Below are 16390 nucleotides of genomic sequence, written 5' to 3' on the forward strand. Positions count from 1 at the left end.
GCGGCCGGAGCGCGCTCAGCCGAAGCTGACGTCCTCGGTCTTCACGATTCCGGCGGTCCGGCCCGGGGCCTCGTGGTACTGCCAGTACAGGTTCGTGTGCGCGATGACCAGGTCCGGAGACGGCGCGCCGTAGGAGGTGTTGTCCTCGGTCGTGTGCGCGTCGCTGACCAGCTGGGCGTCGTAGCCGCGGACCAGCGCGCCGTGCAGCGTGGAGCGGACGCAGACGTCGGTCTGCGCGCCGGTCACCACCACCTTGCCGACGCCGAGCCCGGCCAGCACCTTCTCCAGGTCCGTGTCCTCGAACGAGTCCGGGTACGCCTTCTGCACGTTCGCCTCGTCGATCCGCGGGTCCAGCTCCGGGACGATCTTCCACGGCTCCTCGCCGGCGACCAGGTTGCCCGGCTCGTTGTGCTGGATCCAGACCACCGGCACGCCGGCCTGCCGGGCCTTGCCGACCACGGTGCCGATGTTCGCGACGACCTCGTCCCGCTGGTGGCCGGTGGCCACGACGCCGTTCTGCACGTCGATGACCAGCACCGCGGTTCCGGGACGGTTTTCGAGAGTAGTCATCTCATCAACGTAACAGCGGGGTCCGACACGCGCGCCCGCAGTCACAGCGCATAGCGCAGGCGTTTGATCCCATTGATGAAGCTGGAGGTCAGCCGGTCCGGCTCGCCCACGCTGCGGATCCCGGGGGCCCGCGCGAACAGCTCCCGGAACAAGGCCGTCATCTCGGTGCGGGCGAGGTGCGCCCCGAGGCAGAAATGCGGACCCGGGCCCCCGAAGCTGAGGTGCGGGTTGGGGGAGCGGGTGATGTCGAACCGGTCCGGATCCTCGAACACCGCCGGATCGCGGTTGGCGGCGTTGTAGAACAGCAGAACCTTGTCGCCCTTCCTCAGCGGCTGGCCATTGAGCTCATAGTCCTGCGTCAGTGTGCGGCGGAACTGCGTCACCGGGGTGCAGCAGCGCAGGATCTCGTCCAGGGCCCCGACGATGTGATTGTCGAAGTCGCCCAGCAGCAGCTCCAGCTGGTCCGGGTGGTCGGTGAGCAGCTTCAGCCCGTGCGACAGCGCGGTGCGGGTGGTCTCGTTGCCGGCCACCACCAGCAGGATGAAGAAGGACCCGAATTCCTGGTCGGTCAGCGCCTCGCCGTCCACGTCGGCGCCGACCAGCTTCGAGGTGAGGTCGCCGGTGGGCCGCCGGCGCCGTTCCCGGCCCAGGTCGGCGGCCAGGCGGTGCAGGCTGCGCCCGGCGCCGACCAGCCGGAGCATCGCCACCGGGCCGACGAGCTTGGTGCGCAGCCACCCGGCGTCCTCCGGGACCCCGGTGTACTCCGGGTCGCCGCCGGCCAGGATCCGGTTGGTGTGGGCCAGCACCATGGCGTGCCGGTCCTCGGGGATCCCCATCATGGTGCAGATGACCTGGATCGGGAGCCGCGCGGCGGCCTCGGCGACGAAGTCGCCGGTCCGGTTGGCCAGCAGCGTGTCGACGATGCGGGCCGACGCGGCCTCGATGTCCGCCTTCAGGCCGGTGACCAGCTTCGGCGTGAAGGCGCGCGAGACGATGCGGCGCAGCCGGGCGTGTCGCGGATCGTCCATGTTGATCATCGAGCCGAAATACGTGGCCAGATACCGCGGCATGTCCGGGATGCTGTTCGACGCCGGCTCGCTGCTGAACACCGCCGGGTACCGGCTCGCCTCGACGACGTCGGCGTGCCGGGTCAGCGCGTAGTACCCGGCACCGGCCTTGATCAGCGGGAACCGCGGTTCGGCGAACAGCGTGGCGGCGGGCCGGGCGCGGAGCTCGGCGAAGGCGGCCATCCGCTGGTCGTAGGGCAGCGACCAGAAGCGCAGGTCGGACAGGTCGATGTCGACTCCCATGCTGGTCATGTTGACGCGGAGCGCCGATATGTCAAGCATGTCGGTCCCCGCGGGCATCATGAGGGGATGACCGGGATCGGCGTGACGTGGGATCAGGCCAGTGCGCGACGGCTGCTGCGGGCCGGCCTCGCGGTGCCGTTGAGTGGCGAGGCGGCGACTGGCGAGGCGACAGCCCGCGAGGCGGCGACCGACGCCGTGACGGCGACCGTCGGCGCGATGGCCGGCGCGCACGCGCAGGTGATGTCGGCGGCCGAGGTCTCGGTGGCGATCCGGACCGACGGCGCGGTGGGCGCCGACGTCCGGGCCGCGCTGTGGGAGACCCGGAGCCTGGTGAAGACCTACGGACCGCGCGGCACCGTCCACCTGCTGCCGACCGCCGACCTCCCGGCGTGGCTCGGCGCCCTGTCGGCGCTGCCGGGCAACCCGAATCGGCACGCGGACGGCGTCCGGCTCAGCACGGAGCAGGAGACGGCGGTCGTCGACGCTGTGGGCGCGGCGCTCGCGGACGGCGACACCCTCACCGCCGAGGAACTCGACCTGGCCGTCACCGAACGCTGCGGGGCCTGGGCGGCGGACCTGGTGATGCCGGCGTTCCAGGGCTTCTGGCCGAGATGGCGCCAGGCGATCTCGGTGGCGGCGCACCGCGGCGCGCTGAGCTTCGGCCCGAACCGGGGCCGCAAGACCACCTATACGAGCCCTGGCGTGACGCCCCTGGCGGCGGAGGCCGGGCTCGCCTTCGTCGTGCGGTCGTATCTGACCGCTTATGGACCCGCGACGCCTGCCCACTTCGCGAAATGGCTCGGCGGAACGGCCACCTGGGCCGCGAAAGTGTTCGACGACCTCGGCGACGCGGTGACCCCGGTGACCTTCGAAGGCGCACCGGCCTATGTCGCCGCGGGCGACACCGAGTTCCCGGACGCATCTCCGCGCGGCGTGCGGCTGCTGCCGTACTTCGACGCCTACGGAGTCGCCGGACAGCCCCGCGACCTGCTGTTCCCGGGCCGCGCCGCGGAGCGCGCGCTGAACCGGGGCCAGGCCGGCAACTTCCCGCTCCTGCTGGTCGACGGCGTCGTCGCCGGCGTCTGGCACCAGAAGAAAAGCGGCCGCAAGACCGCGGTCACCGTCGAGACCCTCGCCGACCTCGGCGACGACCAGCTCACCGAGCTCTACGCCCAGGTCGACCGCATCGGCGAGATCGTCGACGCGCGACCGGCGCTGACCGTGGGCCCGGTCACGGCCGGACCGCATGCGTGACGGAGCCCGGCCGCCCTACCGGAAAATGCCGGTGTGCCCCAGCGAGTACCGGCCCGGCTGCGGATACACCGCCAGGCCGTGCGGGCCCCGCCCGACCGGGATCCGGGCCAGCAGCTTGCCGTCCGTCGTCGAGATCGCGTAGACCTCGGCGTTGTAGCGGCCCGACAGCCACAGCACCTTGCCGTCGGCCGAGACCCCGCCCATGTCCGGGGACCCGCCGCTCGGCAGCTCCCACTTGGCGCGCGGCTTGCCGCTGGCGAAGTCGAACAGCGTGATGGTGCCCTCGCCGCGGTTCGAGACGTACATCGTCTTCGAATCGCGCGAGACGTACAGGCCGTGCGTGCCCCGGCCGGTCGGGATCAGGCCGGTCACCTTGAAGGCGTCGCCGTCGACCGTCCACAGGCCGTTGGCCACCATGTCCGCGACGTAGAACACCTTGCCGTCCGGGGAGATCTTCACGTCCTGCGGCATCGCGCCCCGCTGCGGCAGGCTCACCACGCCGAGCAGCGAGCGGTTCTTCGTGTCCACCTTCAGCAGCTGGCCGGAGAACTCGCAGGACACGATGAAGTAGGAGCCGTCGGGCGAGAAGTCCGCGTGGTTCACCCCCGAGCAGGGCACCGGCAGCGTCTTCTGCACCGCCATCGTGTGCGGATCCCGGAAGACCAGCTGCATGTCCTTGCTCGCCATGACCACCGCCGAAGCGCCGTCCGGCGTGAAGTACAGGTTGTACGGGTCGTGGACCGCGACCGGCGTGCCCTGCTTGCCGGTGAACGGGTCGATCGGCGTCAGAGTGTTGCCGAGGTCGTTGTTCACCCACAGCGTCTTCAGATCCCACGACGGCACCACGTGCTGCGGCTGGCGGCCCACGTTCAGCGTCTCGACGACGTGGAACGTCGCCGGGTCGATCACCGTCACCGTGTCGCTCTCGGTGTTCGGGACGTACACCCGGGCCAGCGCGGACGCGATGACCGGCGAGACCATGCCCGGCCGGTCGAAGGAATACAGGTCCGCCGGGTCGTAGTCGGGCATGCCGGGCAGCGCGGCGTGCCGGAGCGTGCCCGGCGCGGGCAGCGCCGCGGCGTTCGGGACCGAGTCCGGCGCCGGGTTCCGGCGCAGCGCGCCGTTGTCGCGGGCCTGGCCGCCCAGGCCGTTCGGACCGGCGCCCCCGCTCATACCGTTCATACCGCTCATGCCGTTCATCCCGGCCGGGTCGCCGTCCGACGCGTGCCGGGCCGACCCGGAGCCGCTGGCCGCCGGCGAGGCGTCGTCGTGCCAGACACTCCGGTCGGTGGCCAGCCAGCCACCGGCGCCGACGACCCCGGTCGCGAGCACGGTGACCACGATCCGGCGCATCCGGCGCGGCTGCGCCGCCCGGCGGTTGCGCGGCGGGCGCGGGGCCGAGGGCGTCTCGTCGTCAGGAGTGGGCGTCACGAAAACAGCTCCGATGCGGTGACGGCGGCCAGGCCGCGGGACTTCAAGCCGGCCAGGACCGCGGGCAGGGCGTCCACGGTGTCGCGGTGCCCCAGGTGCAGCGACACGACCGCGCCGGGGCGCACCGCGTGCAGCAGCCGGTCGGCGATCGCGGCACTCGGCGGGTCCTGATAATCCAGGGGGTCGACGTCGTACGACAGCACCGTGCGGTACCCGGCCCGGCGCGCCTGCTCGACCAGCATCGGATCGGCGTGCTGGGTCTGCGAGGGCCGGAACCAGACGCCGGGGGAGCCGGTCAGCTTCGTCAGCCGGGCGGCGCAGGCCGCGATCTCGGCGTACGCGGCGGCCGGGGCCAGCCGGGTGATGTCGACGTGGTTCTCGGTGTGGTTGCCCAGCTCGTGGCCGCCGTCCAGGATCCGGCGGGCCAGCTCCGGATGCTCGCCGAGCCAGCGGCCGACGGCCAGGACCGTGAGCTGCGCGCCGCCCGCCTCGGCCGTCTTCAGCAGGGCCTCGGTCAGCTGGGGATCGCCGTCGCCGTGGAAGGTCAGGGCGACCTGCGGCCGGCCGGAGGACGCATGGTCCACCTCGTCGGCGGGGGCGGCAGTGCCCGGATTCGCGTTGGCGCGGGAGCCGGGCGGGGCGGGGGTCGGAGTGCCCGCAGGGGTGGCGGCCCTCGCCGGGCTTGCAGCGCTCGTGGCGCTCGGCGTACCTGCCGCACCCGCAGCGCCTGCCGCTCCCGCAGTGCTCGCCGCACCCCCGGTGCTCGCGGGCTTGTCAGCATCCGCGCACGCGGCCAGCCCCGCCGACGCGGCGGCCGTCCCGAGCGCGGCCAGCCCTGCCCGCAGCGCTGTGCGTCGGTCCGGTGCGGTCACGGGCCACGATCCTAGGTCGGGCATCATCCGTTTTCCGCTGATTGGTCCACGTGCCGCCATAAGTGCGATCGCCGTTTCACCCGATCGGGAGCACCAGGACTCTTGTAGCGGCCTGCTACTGGCCGGTAGGTTTTTTTGACACTCCGTCCAATGACGCCGTCGGGAGCTGCCGTGGGACGCAAGACGTTGATTCTCGCCGGGGCGCTGGGACTGGCCGCCGAGGCGTTCGGCTCACTGGTCGTGGCGGCCGGCTTCTTCGGCTTCCTGCGCTTCGGCAACGGCGTGCAGTTCGGCCCGGCCTCCCCGGGGCTGCTCCAGATCGGCGTGCTGCTGCTGTGCCTCGGTGCGGGCGCCGCGTTGCTGGTCGGGGCGGTGATTTTGGTGCTGGCCGCGGTCGGCGTGGTGCTGAACAACCTCATGCAGGGCGTGATGATGGCGATCGCCGCCTTGCAGCTGTTCGTCACCATCGTGGTCACCGGCCTGACCGGCTGGACCCAGCTGTTCCTGCTCGGCGGCGTGTTCGCGCTGCTGTCCGCCGCCCTGGCGGTGGCGATGGTGACGCCGAACCCGCCGAAGCCGGAGCCGGGCCCGGTCGAGCCCGCGCCGCCGGGCAGCGGGACGCCGAAGCCGGCCTGACCGCCGCGGTCCGCGACCCGGTTAGAGTCGGGTCATGCCCACGACCCCGCCTCCCCTCGTCCTGGCCTCCGCCTCCCCGGCCCGCCTCGCCCTGCTGCGCGCCTCCGGCTTCGACCCCCGCGTCCTGGTCAGCGGCGTCGACGAGGACGCGATCGAGGCCGCCCTCGGTCCGGACGCCGCCCCCTCCGACGTCGCGCTGGAACTGGCCCGCGCCAAGGCCCAGGCGGTCGCCGCGCTCCCGGACACCGACGGCGCACTGGTCGTCGGCTGCGACTCGATCCTGGAGTTCGAGGGTCAGGCCCTGGGCAAGCCGGACGACGCCGAGGATGCCGTGGCGCGCTGGTACGCGATGCGCGGCAAGTCCGGGCGCCTGGTCACCGGGCACTGGCTCGTGGACCGGAGCGCGGCCGGCGCGGGCGGGGAGGCCGCCGAGGTCGGCGCGGTCGCCACCACTGTGGTGCACTTCGGCGAGCCCAGCGACGAGGAGATCCTGGCCTACGTCGCCACCGGCGAGCCGCTGCGGGTGGCCGGCGCCTTCACCATCGACGGCCTCGGCGGTGCTTTCGTCGACCGGCTGGAAGGTGATCATTCCAATGTGATCGGCTTGTCGAAGCCTTTGCTGCGAAAGCTGATGGCCGAGTTGGGCGTGAATTACACCGCTTACTGGGACCCGGCCGGATAGCCGAAGAACGGGAGCCCTTAAGAGGGCTCCCGCTCTTTTGTTCGGCCGGGTGTCAAAGCCCGGTCAATCGGGCCCTGATTTCTTGATCAAGGAGTTCAGCTGCCGGTGCCCAGCGAGGACAGCAGCTTCTGCACGTCGATGTTGGTCACCCCGTCGGGCGCGCTGACCTTGGCGGCGTCCTGGCTGAATTTCGCGTCCACCGGCAGGTGCCCGCCGCCGGTCTGGTCCTTCGGCAGGAACTGCGCCAGGTCCAGCTGCAGCTCGCTGATCTGGTTGTTCTTCAGCCAGACGTCGAAGGTCACCACTTCGCTGTCCGGGACGTTGTTCAGGCCCTCGCGGTACTTGTCCAGGTCCGCCTTGGACGAGGAGCTGCCGGGCACCGCGCTCAGCGCCGGGCCGACGGCTTGCAGGATGTCCTGGCCGATGACCTTGACCTTGCCGGTCACCTCGAGCTTGCCGTTGCCCTTGTCGGTGACGGTGGCGTCCTGGGTCAGGGCCTTCATCAGCGAGGTCTCGATACCGGCCAGCATCGCGGTGTTCGGCGAGGCCGTGCTGGTCGAGCCCAGGTCGCCGCCGCCGAGGCTGCCGGCCATCTGCTCCAGGCCCTTGAGGTCCTGGGCGCTCACGCCGACCCACTTGCCGCCGACCAGGGCCTGCACCGCGGACTGGAAGTCCGGCGGGATCTCGCCCAGCGCCGAGTTCAGGTCGCTGGTGGACTTGCCGGAGAGCTGGACGAGCTGCGGGACGTTCGCCTTCAGGTACAGGGCGCCGCCGACGCTGCGGACGTCGAAGTAGTCGGTGCCGCCGGCGGTCACGCCGAGCTCGACGTTCGGGCTCTCGCCCGGCTTGAGGTCCTTCAGCGCCTTGTCCGAGCTGACGGTGAACTTCACGACGACGCCGCCGTTGCCCAGCAGCGCCTTGGCGATGGCGGCGTCCTGCTTGGTGGAGTCCTTGTTCATCGCCGCGATCATGGCGTCGTCGGGCTTGAGCGAGAGCTGGAAGGCCTCGGCCTTCCCGCTGGAGATGTTGTGCACCGCGGCCGCGAGGGCCTCGGTCGGCGTCTTGCCGCCGCTGTTCCCGCCGCTGCCGCCGCTGCCGGTGTTGCCGGAGGACGAGCAGGCGGTCAGCGCCAGACCCGAGACGGCGCCGACGGCAATCGTCAACGTCAGTGCACGGACCGAACGCTTACCGGGTATCGAAGTCGTCTGTACGGGCATTGCTGGTAACCCCCCTGAAGCGGAGCCTTAACTTTTCCTGGATCGGTGTCAACTGTACTCGCAGGCTACGTCGCACCGGATACGACTTTGGAGGGAATCTGTGAATCCCCCTACAGTCGATGTGATCATGAAGGTGTAGTTCCTGCGGCGTATGCGCGCCTAGCGGGCGGCCGGAAATGCTGAAGCGCGCCAGCCGCCTGGGCCGGAGCGTAGCGCAGGGCGTACGCACCGGTCACGGGCGGTCCAGCCGCCGGGGGCCGCACCCCGTCGCTGATCGTTATTCGATCGTGACGGCGTGGCGGCAACGGAAACCGCCGCGAGGACGGCGACCACCGCGGCGAGCTCCTCGGGGGACGGATCGCCGTGCACCACGCGGATCTGCGGGGCCATGTTTTCCCTGCTCTCGGTCGTGGTCGGCGCGCTCTGCGGCCCGGTGCTCACAGCGGGATGTTCCCGTGCTTCTTGGGCGGCAGCGTCTCGCGCTTGGAGCGCAGCGCGCGCAGCGCCTTGACCACGTAGGTGCGGGTCTGCGAGGGCTCGATCACCGAGTCGACGTAGCCGCGCTCGGAGGCCTGGTAAGGGTTCAGCAGTTCGTCCTCGTACTCCTGGATGAGCCGCGCGCGCTCGGCCGCCGGATCCTCGGCGGCCGCCAGCTCCTTGCGGTACAGGACGTTCACCGCGCCCTGCGCGCCCATGACCGCGATCTGGGCCGTGGGCCAGGCGACGTTCAGGTCGGCGCCGAGGTGCTTGGAGCCCATGACGTCGTAGGCGCCGCCGAAGGCCTTGCGCGTGATGATGGTCAGCAGCGGCACGGTGGCCTCGGCATAGGCGTAGATCAGCTTCGCGCCGCGCCGGATGATGCCGTTCCACTCCTGGTCGGCGCCGGGCAGGAAGCCGGGGACGTCGACGAAGGTGAGGACCGGGATGTTGAAGGCGTCGCAGGTGCGGACGAAGCGCGCGGCCTTCTCCGAGGCGTCGATGTCCAGGCAGCCGGCCAGCTGCATCGGCTGGTTGGCGACGACGCCGACGCTGCGGCCCTCGACCCGGCCGAAGCCGACGACGATGTTCGGCGCGAACAGCGGCTGCACTTCCAGGAAGTCCGCCTCGTCCACCACGTGCTCGATGACCGTGTGGATGTCATAGGGCTGGCTGGCCGAGTCCGGCACCAGCGTGTCCAGCTCCAGGTCCTCCGCGCTCACGTCGAGCTTGGCCGCGGTGCCCTGCTCCCAGGCGTCGTAGACCGGCGCCTCGTCCAGGTTGTTGCTCGGCAGGAAGGACAGCAGCGTCTTGACGTAGTCGATCGCGTCCTTCTCGTCGGCACCCATGTAATGCGCGTTGCCGGACTTGGTGTTGTGCGTCCGCGCCCCGCCGAGGTCCTCCATCGAGACGTCCTCGCCGGTGACGGTCTTGATGACGTCCGGCCCGGTGATGAACATCTGCGAGGTCTGATCGACCATCACCACGAAGTCGGTCAACGCCGGCGAGTAGACGTGGCCGCCGGCCGCCGGGCCCATGATCAGCGAGATCTGCGGAATCACGCCGGAGGCGAGCACGTTCCGCCGGAAGATCTCGCCGTACAGCCCCAGCGAGACCACGCCCTCCTGGATCCGCGCCCCGCCGCCCTCGTTGACGCCGACGATCGGACAGCCGAGCTTCAGCGCCAGATCCAGCACCTTGACGATCTTCTCGCCGTACACCTCCCCGAGCGCGCCGCCGAAGATGGTGACGTCCTGCGAGAAGACGCAGACCTGCCGCCCGTCCACGGTCCCGAACCCGGTGACCACGCCGTCGGTGTAGGGCCGGTTCCGCTCGATCCCGAACCGTCCCGACCGGTGCCGCGCCAGCTCGTCCAACTCCATGAACGAACCGTCGTCGAGCAGATACTCGATCCGCTCCCGCGCGGTCATCTTTCCCTTGGCGTGCTGCTTCTCCACGGCACGCTCATTACCGGCGTGGATCGCTTCGTCCACCCGGCCACGGAGCTCGGCGAGCTTGCCGGCCGTGGTGTGCGGGGCGTGGGGCTCGGAGGGGGCTGCGGCGTCGGTCACGGGGTCACTTTAATGCGTGATGGGGGAATAGCCTCGGGGGATGACTAGTGACTCGCCTTACACCGATCTGGACCGGCCACCCCTTCGTGAGCTGGCCGTCAACAAGGCGGTCGTACGCCCCGGCGGACTGTGGCGGCGGGTCGACATCGTCGCCGAGACCGGCTCCACCAACGCCGACCTCGCCGACGCCGCGCGGCGGGGCGAGGCCGAGGGCCTGGTGCTCGTGGCCGAGGCGCAGAGCGCGGGGCGGGGGCGGCTCGGGCGGACCTGGGTCGCGCCGGCGCGCTCCGGGTTGTTCCTGTCTGTACTGCTCCGGCCGGGTGATGTGGCGCCGGCGCGGTGGGGGTGGCTGCCGCTGCTGGCCGGGACCGCGGTGCGGACCGCGGTGGACTCCGTCACCGGGGTGCCGGTGCGGCTGAAGTGGCCCAACGACCTGATCGTCGTGGACGACGCCGTGCCGGACGAGACCATGGGCGAGGGCCCGGAGGCCGGGTCGTACGGGGCGGCGCGCAAGCTCGGCGGGATCCTCGTCGAGCGGGTGGAGACGCCCACCGGTCCGGCGGCGGTGGTGGGCCTGGGGCTCAACGTCTCGCTGCGCGTCGACGAGCTGCCCGCGCCGCACGCCACCTCGCTGGTCCTGGAGCGGGCGAAGGCCGCCGACCGGGACACCGTGCTGCGCGCCGTGCTGCGGGAGCTGGGCCGCTGGTACACGGACTGGACCGCCGTCTCGGGTGATCCCATGGCGTCCGGACTGGCCAGTGCGTACGCCGCCTCGTGTGCCACCCTCGGGCGGCGGGTACGAGTGGAGGTGCCGGGCGGGGCGGCGGTCGAGGGCGAGGCGGTGGGCCTGGACGGGGACGGGCGGCTGCTGGTGCGGGACGCCGGCGGGGAGCGGGCGTTCGGGGCGGGCGATGTAGTCCATCTCAGATGACAAGTCCCTGTCACTGCACACCGTCACCGATGTCTGCCAATATGCGTGGCGACAAAGACCTTCGCTTCCTCACAGGGGGGAGGCGCGGAGCTGAGGGAGTTGTGACGAAATGGGTTACCCCAAGCACCTGCTGGCGCCCGGCGAGCAGATAGACCTCGCCATGCGTCCGCACTGGAAGGCCCTGATCCTTCCGGTGCTGAACCTGATCGTCGCGGTAGCCGCGTTCGGTGCCGCGGTCGGGTTCTCCACCGGTGACGCGCGCAAGTACTTGGCGATCGGGGTCGGCGCGCTCGCGCTGATCGACATCGTCATCTTCACACTGCGCCCGTGGATCATCTGGCTGAACAAGAACTACGTCGTGACCAACAAGCGGCTCATCATCCGCGAGGGCTTCATACACCGGCACGGCCGGGACATGCCGCTGGTCAAGATCAACGACGTGTCCTTCGAGCACAACGGCCTGCTGGACCGGATCCTGGGCTGTGGCACCCTGGTGGTGGAGTCGGCCGGCGAGCACGGTCAGGAGCAGCTTCAGGACATTCCGCACGTGGAGGCCACGCAGCGGGAGCTGACCAACCTGATCAGCAACGTCGGCAGCGCCGGCGCGGTCGAGGAGGCCGAGGCCGACTCCGAGGAGCGCCACCGCCGGTAGGCGGCGCGGATTTCGACGACGACCAGGGCTGGAGTACGGAGCACGATGGCGCGCAGGGGGCCGGCGGACGGCGGCGAGGCGGCGGCGGAAGGGACGGTCCCCACGACCGTCCCCGCCGCCGCGCCCGGCGGCGACCCCGCCCCCGCGCGCCCGCGCGCCTTCGGGTCCGGGCCGGGGCTGGGGCCGGCGGCGGTTTCCGTCGCCGCCACGCCCACCACGCCCACCGCCCCCGTCGCTCCCGGCTCCACCACCGCCCCCGGCCTCACCCCCGGCACCATCCGCAGACGCCAGGCCGGCGGCGACGACCTGGAGTCCCTGCTGCTCGGCGGCGTGCCCCGCCACACCGCCTACGAGGTCTGCAAGGCCGCGGGCATCCCCTACGACGAGGCCCGCCGCTACTGGCGCGCCATGGGCTTCGCCGACGTCGGCCAGGCCCGCGCCTTCACCGACGCCGACGTCGACGCCCTGCTCCGCCTGGGCGGCCTGTCCCGCAGCGGCCTGTTCACCGAGGAGTTCGCCACCCTGGTGGCCCGCTCCATGGGCCAGACCACGGCCCGCCTGGCCGAATGGCAGGTCGACGCGCTGTTCGACGCCTTCGACACGGCCGGCGTCGGCCCGAACGAGATGGCCGAGACCGGCTACCGCATCGGCCGCCGGGTCCTGCCCGAGCTGGAGGAGCTGCTGGTCTACGTCTGGCGCCGCCAGCTGGCCGCGGCCGCCGGCCGGGTCCGCCAGCAGTTGCAGGAGCACGCCGAGGGCCTGCAGGCCGTCGGCTTCGCCGACCTGGTCTCCTTCACCCGCCTGTCCCGGCAGCTGTCCGAGGAGGAGCTGGCCCACCTGGTGTCGGTGTTCGAGGCCAACGCCGCCGACACCGTGGCCTACGGCGGCGGCCGGCTGATCAAGACCCTCGGTGACGAGATCATGTTCGCCGCCGACTCCCCGGCCCGCGCCGCCCGCATCGCGCTGGACCTGCTGGCCTCCATGCGCCGCACCGAGGCGGTCCCGGAGCTGCGGATCGGTGTCGCGTACGGGCACGTCGTGCAGCGCAACGGCGACATCTACGGCACCACGGTGAACCTGGCCGCGCGCCTGACCTCGATGGCCGAGCCGGACCAGATCGTGATCGACCCGGAGCTGGCCGCGGCGCTGGTCACCGACGCCGCGTTCGCGATGCAGCCGATCGGCGTGCGCATGGTGCGGGGGATCGGCGAGGTCGAGCCGTCGGTCCTGACCGCGGCCGACTGACAGGCCTCACTCCGCATAAATCACCGCAGCTCAAGCACCGTGGCTGTATTCACGCCCCCCCGTCGCCCGCCACCGCCCCGAATCTGAGGGTCTGGCGGCCCGCTGTCCTTATTGTGAGACACCGCTGTTAGCGTCATTACCATGACCGATCTGCCGACAGCGCTGTCGCTCCGTGAAGTCGGACCCCGCGACGGCCTCCAGAACGAGGACCCCGTCTCCACCGAGGCCAAGATCGAGCTGATCGACCGCTTGTCCGGTACCGGTGTGTCGCGCATCGAGGCGGTGTCCTTCGTCCACCCCCGCGCGATCCCGCAGATGGCCGACGCCGCCGAGGTCGCCGACCGGATGACCCGGGCCTCCGGCGTCCGCTACTCGGCGCTGGTCCCGAACCTGAAGGGCGCCGAACGGGCCCTGGACGCGGGCTTCAGCGAGATCGAGGTCGTGGTCTCGGCCTCGGACACCCACAACAAGAAGAACCTGAACCGCGGCACCGCCGAGTCCCTCGACGACATCGCCGCCATCATCGACCTGGCGCACGGCCGCGGCGCCACCGTCCAGGTGATCGTCTCCACCGCCTGGGGCTGCCCCTACGAGGGCGAGGTCCCCACCGAGCGCGTGCTCTGGGTGGCCGGCACCGCCGCCGCCCACGGCGCCGACTCCCTGTCCTACGGCGACACCACCGGCATGGCCACCCCCACCCGCGTCACCCGGCTGATCGGCGAGACCCGCTCGGCCCACCCCGACAAGCCCCTCAACCTGCACTTCCACAACACCCGCGGCACCGGCCTGGCGAACGTCCTGGCCGCCCTGCAACTCGGCGTCACCGACTTCGACGCCTCCGTCGGCGGCCTCGGCGGCTGCCCCTACGCCCCCGGCGCCTCCGGCAACATCGCCACCGAGGAGCTGGTCCACATGGTCGAGGACATGGGCATCGACACCGGTGTCGACCTCGAAGCCCTGCTCGAGACCGCCGCCTACGCCGAACGCGCCGTCGGCCGCACCCTGCCTTCGCAGGTGCTGCGGGCCGGACCGCGGACCCGGCTGGCGCGGGCGTAGCGGGGGAGGGGCTACCCGGACCGCGGTCCGGGTCCCTCTCCCGTCTCCTCCCTGGCCTGCGCCAAGGCGCGCTCCCACGCCTCCTCGCTCCGAGCGCGCCACAGCGCCTCGCGCACGTATTCGGAAACCGACACCCCGGCCTCGGCGGCCCGGGCACGGACGTCGGCCAGACCGTCCATCGGGCCGTCCTTCGGGCCGTCCGCCGGGTCGTCGCCGGCCGGGTGCTGGGGGTGCGGCGCGGGGTGCGTGGCTGGGTGCGGGGCTGGGTGCGGGGCTCCGGTCACGTCGGGCCACGGTACCGACCCCGGCCGGGGAAGCGGCGGACCATCGCCCGGACGGGTGAAGTGGCACAGCCCCGGGAGATCACTTAGCGTGGTCCCGTGATGGCGAACGGGGCAGGTGGAAATGGCTGATCAAACGTCGATCCGCCTCCGAGCGCTCACCGACCTGGCCCGCGCGCTGGCGCGGGTGCACGGCTTCTCCGAAGTGATCACCGTCGCGGCCGAGGAGTCGCGCCAGGCGCTCGAAGCGCGGGTGGTGTCGCTGTCGGAGTTCGTGCGGGCCACCGGCCAGCTGCGGGTGCTGATCAACCACGGCGACCTGCGGCCCTTCGAGGAGCGCTACCCGGAGGAGGAGTGGTACGCGCCCTCGGACTTCCCGCGGATCGTCTCCGAGGAGTACCCCCGGCCGTGGACGCTCCAGAGCGACGACGCCGAGGCCGACCCCCGCCGCACCGCCTCGCTCCAGCTCCGCAAGCGGCACAGCGCCCTGATAGCGCCGATATTCTTCGCCGGGCAGGTGTGGGGCGAGCTGTACGCGGCGCGCACCGCCGACCAGGCCCCCTACACCGACGACGACCTGGACTTCGCCGCCACGCTGGCGGCCCTGGTCAGCGCCGGGCTGGCACAGGCCGACCGGCAGGAGTACCTGGAGCGCCTGGCCTACACCGACGAGCTCACCGGGCTGGCCAACCGCCGCGCCATCGAGGTCGGCCTGGACGAGGCGATGGAGCTGCACCGCCTCACCGGCCTGCCGGTCGGCCTGATCGTCTGCGACGTCAACGGCCTCAAGCAGGTCAACGACACCGCCGGGCACGACACCGGCGACGCGGTCCTGGAGCAGCTGGCGGGCCACCTGTCCGCGGTGGCCGGCTCGGTGAGCGGGGCCCTGGCCGCCCGGATCGGCGGCGACGAGTTCAGCATCCTGGTGGTGGGCCAGCCCTCGGCCACCGTCGACCGGCTGGCCGAGGAGCTCGCGTCCCGCGCCGCCAAGATGGACGGCATCGACGGCGCCGCGGTCGGCTACGCCGCCACCGACGGTCCGGCCGGCCCGGTCGCCAACCGCGACATGCTCTTTCGCCTCGCCGACGCCGCCCAGTACGAGGCCAAGCGCGAAGGACTCCAGCAGCCGGTCGCCGCCGGGGCCCGGCACCTGCTGCGGATCCAGGCCACGTCGGTAGCGGCGCCGACCGCCGCTTCGCGGGACCGGCGGCGAATACGCCGTGGCGGACGCTGATTCGAACCGGGCTGCCGGATCGACCGCCGGAGCCACGGTCCGCGGCGCTGAATGAGGCAAAGCGTCAACGCTAAGCGATGACCCGCTCGGCCCCGCTGTACACATTCGCCGTCCGCCCCCGCAGGAACCCGACCAGCGTCACTCCCGAATCCGCCGCCAGCGTCACCGCCAGCGACGACGGCGCCGAGACCGCCGCCAGCACCGGGATCCCTCCGGCCACCGCCTTCTGCACCAGCTCGAACGACGCCCGCCCGCTCACCGCCAGCACGTGGCCGCGCAACGGCAGCCGGTCCGCGCGCAGCGCCCAGCCCAGCACCTTGTCGACGGCGTTGTGCCGGCCCACGTCCTCGCGCAGGCACAGCAGCTCGCCCTCGGCGTCGAACAGCGCCGCCGCGTGCAGCCCGCCGGTCTTCGCGAACACCTTCTGCGCCGCGCGCATCCGGTCCGGAAGCGCGAACAGCGTCTCCGCCGACACCTTCACGTCGTCGTCCTCGACCGGCCAGCGCACCGTGGCGCGCACCGCGTCGATCGACGTCTTCCCGCAGACTCCGCAGGCGCTGCTGATGTAGGACGACCGCCGCAGCCGCTCCTCCGGCAGCTCCACCCCGGGGGCGAGGGTCACGTCCACGATGTTCAGCGGATCCCCGTCGGCGAACGCCAGCGAGGCCTCGCCGTCCGTGTACGCGGTGGAGGAACAGCCGTTGTCGGCCGAGCAGAACTTCATGCGGACCACGTCCGCCGGGGCGCCCAGCACCCCCTCGGCCACCAGGTGTCCGGCCACCAGGTCGAAGTCGTCGCCCGGGGTCCGCATGGTCACCGTGAACGGCTGCCCGCCGATCCGGAGCTCCAGGGGTTCCTCGGCGGCCAGGTGCTCCTCGCCGCCGCGCCGGGCCGCGGCACCGTCGCCGGTCCCGTCCAGCCGTACCACGCGCCGCCGTGCCGTGACCCTGCTCATTCCGTGACCCTGCTCA

The 16390-nt window shown here is 71.7% G+C and carries 17 protein-coding genes; 8 read left to right on the forward strand and 9 right to left on the reverse strand.

Annotated elements, in window-relative coordinates:
- Positions 1-15 precede the first annotated feature (15 nt).
- Together ABD481_RS39045 and ABD481_RS39050 are read right to left on the reverse strand one after the other, a co-directional pair.
- A complete protein-coding gene (locus tag ABD481_RS39045) occupies positions 16-570 on the reverse strand; it encodes an isochorismatase family protein (protein WP_344670925.1) in 555 nt (184 codons plus the stop codon).
- Between the two features lie 41 nt (positions 571-611).
- Complete coding sequence (locus ABD481_RS39050) at positions 612-1919, reverse strand: cytochrome P450 (protein WP_344670926.1); 1308 nt, start codon at positions 1917-1919, stop codon at positions 612-614.
- 27 nt (positions 1920-1946) lie between these two features.
- Here ABD481_RS39050 and ABD481_RS39055 point away from each other — a divergent pair, with 27 nt between their 5' ends.
- Positions 1947-3134, forward strand: coding sequence for a winged helix DNA-binding domain-containing protein (locus ABD481_RS39055; protein ID WP_344670927.1), 1188 nt, complete (start codon positions 1947-1949; stop codon positions 3132-3134).
- 15 nt (positions 3135-3149) lie between these two features.
- On the opposite strand, the gene ABD481_RS39060 is transcribed toward ABD481_RS39055, so the two are convergent.
- Both ABD481_RS39060 and ABD481_RS39065 read right to left on the reverse strand, forming a co-directional pair.
- Positions 3150-4334: a YncE family protein gene (locus ABD481_RS39060; protein ID WP_425559391.1), complete on the reverse strand. Its 1185-nt coding sequence runs from the start codon at positions 4332-4334 to the stop codon at positions 3150-3152.
- Between the two features lie 227 nt (positions 4335-4561).
- Positions 4562-5437 carry a polysaccharide deacetylase family protein gene (locus tag ABD481_RS39065; protein ID WP_344670929.1) on the reverse strand — a complete coding sequence of 292 codons (876 nt, stop codon included), beginning with the start codon at positions 5435-5437 and terminating at the stop codon, positions 4562-4564.
- 171 nt (positions 5438-5608) lie between these two features.
- Between ABD481_RS39065 and ABD481_RS39070 the strand changes: the two genes are divergently transcribed.
- Together ABD481_RS39070 and ABD481_RS39075 are read left to right on the forward strand one after the other, a co-directional pair.
- Positions 5609-6073, forward strand: a complete 465-nt coding sequence (locus ABD481_RS39070) for a hypothetical protein (RefSeq protein WP_344670930.1) — start codon at positions 5609-5611, stop codon at positions 6071-6073.
- Positions 6074-6107: 34 nt separating this feature from the next.
- Entirely contained in the window at positions 6108-6755 is a 648-nt protein-coding gene (locus ABD481_RS39075; RefSeq protein ID WP_344670931.1) for a Maf family protein, read from the forward strand.
- Between the two features lie 95 nt (positions 6756-6850).
- Here ABD481_RS39075 and ABD481_RS39080 read toward each other — a convergent pair whose 3' ends face one another.
- The 3 genes from ABD481_RS39080 to ABD481_RS39090 all read right to left on the reverse strand — a co-directional run bounded on the left by ABD481_RS39080 (position 6851) and on the right by ABD481_RS39090 (position 10020).
- On the reverse strand, positions 6851-7918 hold the full coding sequence (locus ABD481_RS39080; RefSeq protein ID WP_344670932.1) for a hypothetical protein: 1068 nt from the start codon (positions 7916-7918) through the stop codon (positions 6851-6853).
- A gap of 213 nt (positions 7919-8131) precedes the next feature.
- Entirely contained in the window at positions 8132-8362 is a 231-nt protein-coding gene (locus ABD481_RS39085) for an acyl-CoA carboxylase epsilon subunit (protein WP_344670961.1), read from the reverse strand.
- Positions 8363-8409: 47 nt separating this feature from the next.
- The gene (locus tag ABD481_RS39090; protein WP_344670933.1) at positions 8410-10020 is read right to left on the reverse strand and encodes an acyl-CoA carboxylase subunit beta; all 1611 of its coding nucleotides are present in this window, start codon (positions 10018-10020) and stop codon (positions 8410-8412) included.
- A 40-nt stretch (positions 10021-10060) separates the two neighbouring features.
- On the opposite strand from ABD481_RS39090, the gene ABD481_RS39095 reads away from it, so the two are divergent.
- The 4 genes from ABD481_RS39095 (at position 10061) to ABD481_RS39110 (ending at position 13904) form a co-directional block, all read left to right on the forward strand.
- Positions 10061-10951, forward strand: coding sequence for a biotin--[acetyl-CoA-carboxylase] ligase (locus ABD481_RS39095; protein WP_344670934.1), 891 nt, complete (start codon positions 10061-10063; stop codon positions 10949-10951).
- A 109-nt stretch (positions 10952-11060) separates the two neighbouring features.
- Positions 11061-11603 carry a PH domain-containing protein gene (locus ABD481_RS39100; RefSeq protein ID WP_344670935.1) on the forward strand — a complete coding sequence of 181 codons (543 nt, stop codon included), beginning with the start codon at positions 11061-11063 and terminating at the stop codon, positions 11601-11603.
- Between the two features lie 45 nt (positions 11604-11648).
- Positions 11649-12848 carry an adenylate/guanylate cyclase domain-containing protein gene (locus ABD481_RS39105; RefSeq protein WP_344670936.1) on the forward strand — a complete coding sequence of 400 codons (1200 nt, stop codon included), beginning with the start codon at positions 11649-11651 and terminating at the stop codon, positions 12846-12848.
- A gap of 141 nt (positions 12849-12989) precedes the next feature.
- The gene (locus ABD481_RS39110) at positions 12990-13904 is read left to right on the forward strand and encodes a hydroxymethylglutaryl-CoA lyase (protein WP_344670937.1); all 915 of its coding nucleotides are present in this window, start codon (positions 12990-12992) and stop codon (positions 13902-13904) included.
- Between the two features lie 11 nt (positions 13905-13915).
- On the opposite strand, the gene ABD481_RS39115 is transcribed toward ABD481_RS39110, so the two are convergent.
- Positions 13916-14188, reverse strand: a complete 273-nt coding sequence (locus tag ABD481_RS39115; RefSeq protein ID WP_344670938.1) for a hypothetical protein — start codon at positions 14186-14188, stop codon at positions 13916-13918.
- Between the two features lie 121 nt (positions 14189-14309).
- On the opposite strand from ABD481_RS39115, the gene ABD481_RS39120 reads away from it, so the two are divergent.
- Positions 14310-15419 (forward strand): GGDEF domain-containing protein, encoded by a 1110-nt coding sequence (locus tag ABD481_RS39120; protein WP_344670939.1) that lies wholly within the window; start codon positions 14310-14312, stop codon positions 15417-15419.
- Between the two features lie 70 nt (positions 15420-15489).
- Here the strand turns inward: ABD481_RS39120 and fdhD are convergent, their stop codons facing one another.
- Positions 15490-16374 carry a formate dehydrogenase accessory sulfurtransferase FdhD gene (gene fdhD / locus ABD481_RS39125; RefSeq protein WP_344670940.1) on the reverse strand — a complete coding sequence of 295 codons (885 nt, stop codon included), beginning with the start codon at positions 16372-16374 and terminating at the stop codon, positions 15490-15492.
- Positions 16375-16390 lie beyond the last annotated feature (16 nt).

The sequence above is a fragment of the Catenulispora yoronensis genome (assembly GCF_039531695.1).
Lineage (GTDB): Bacteria > Actinomycetota > Actinomycetes > Streptomycetales > Catenulisporaceae > Catenulispora > Catenulispora yoronensis.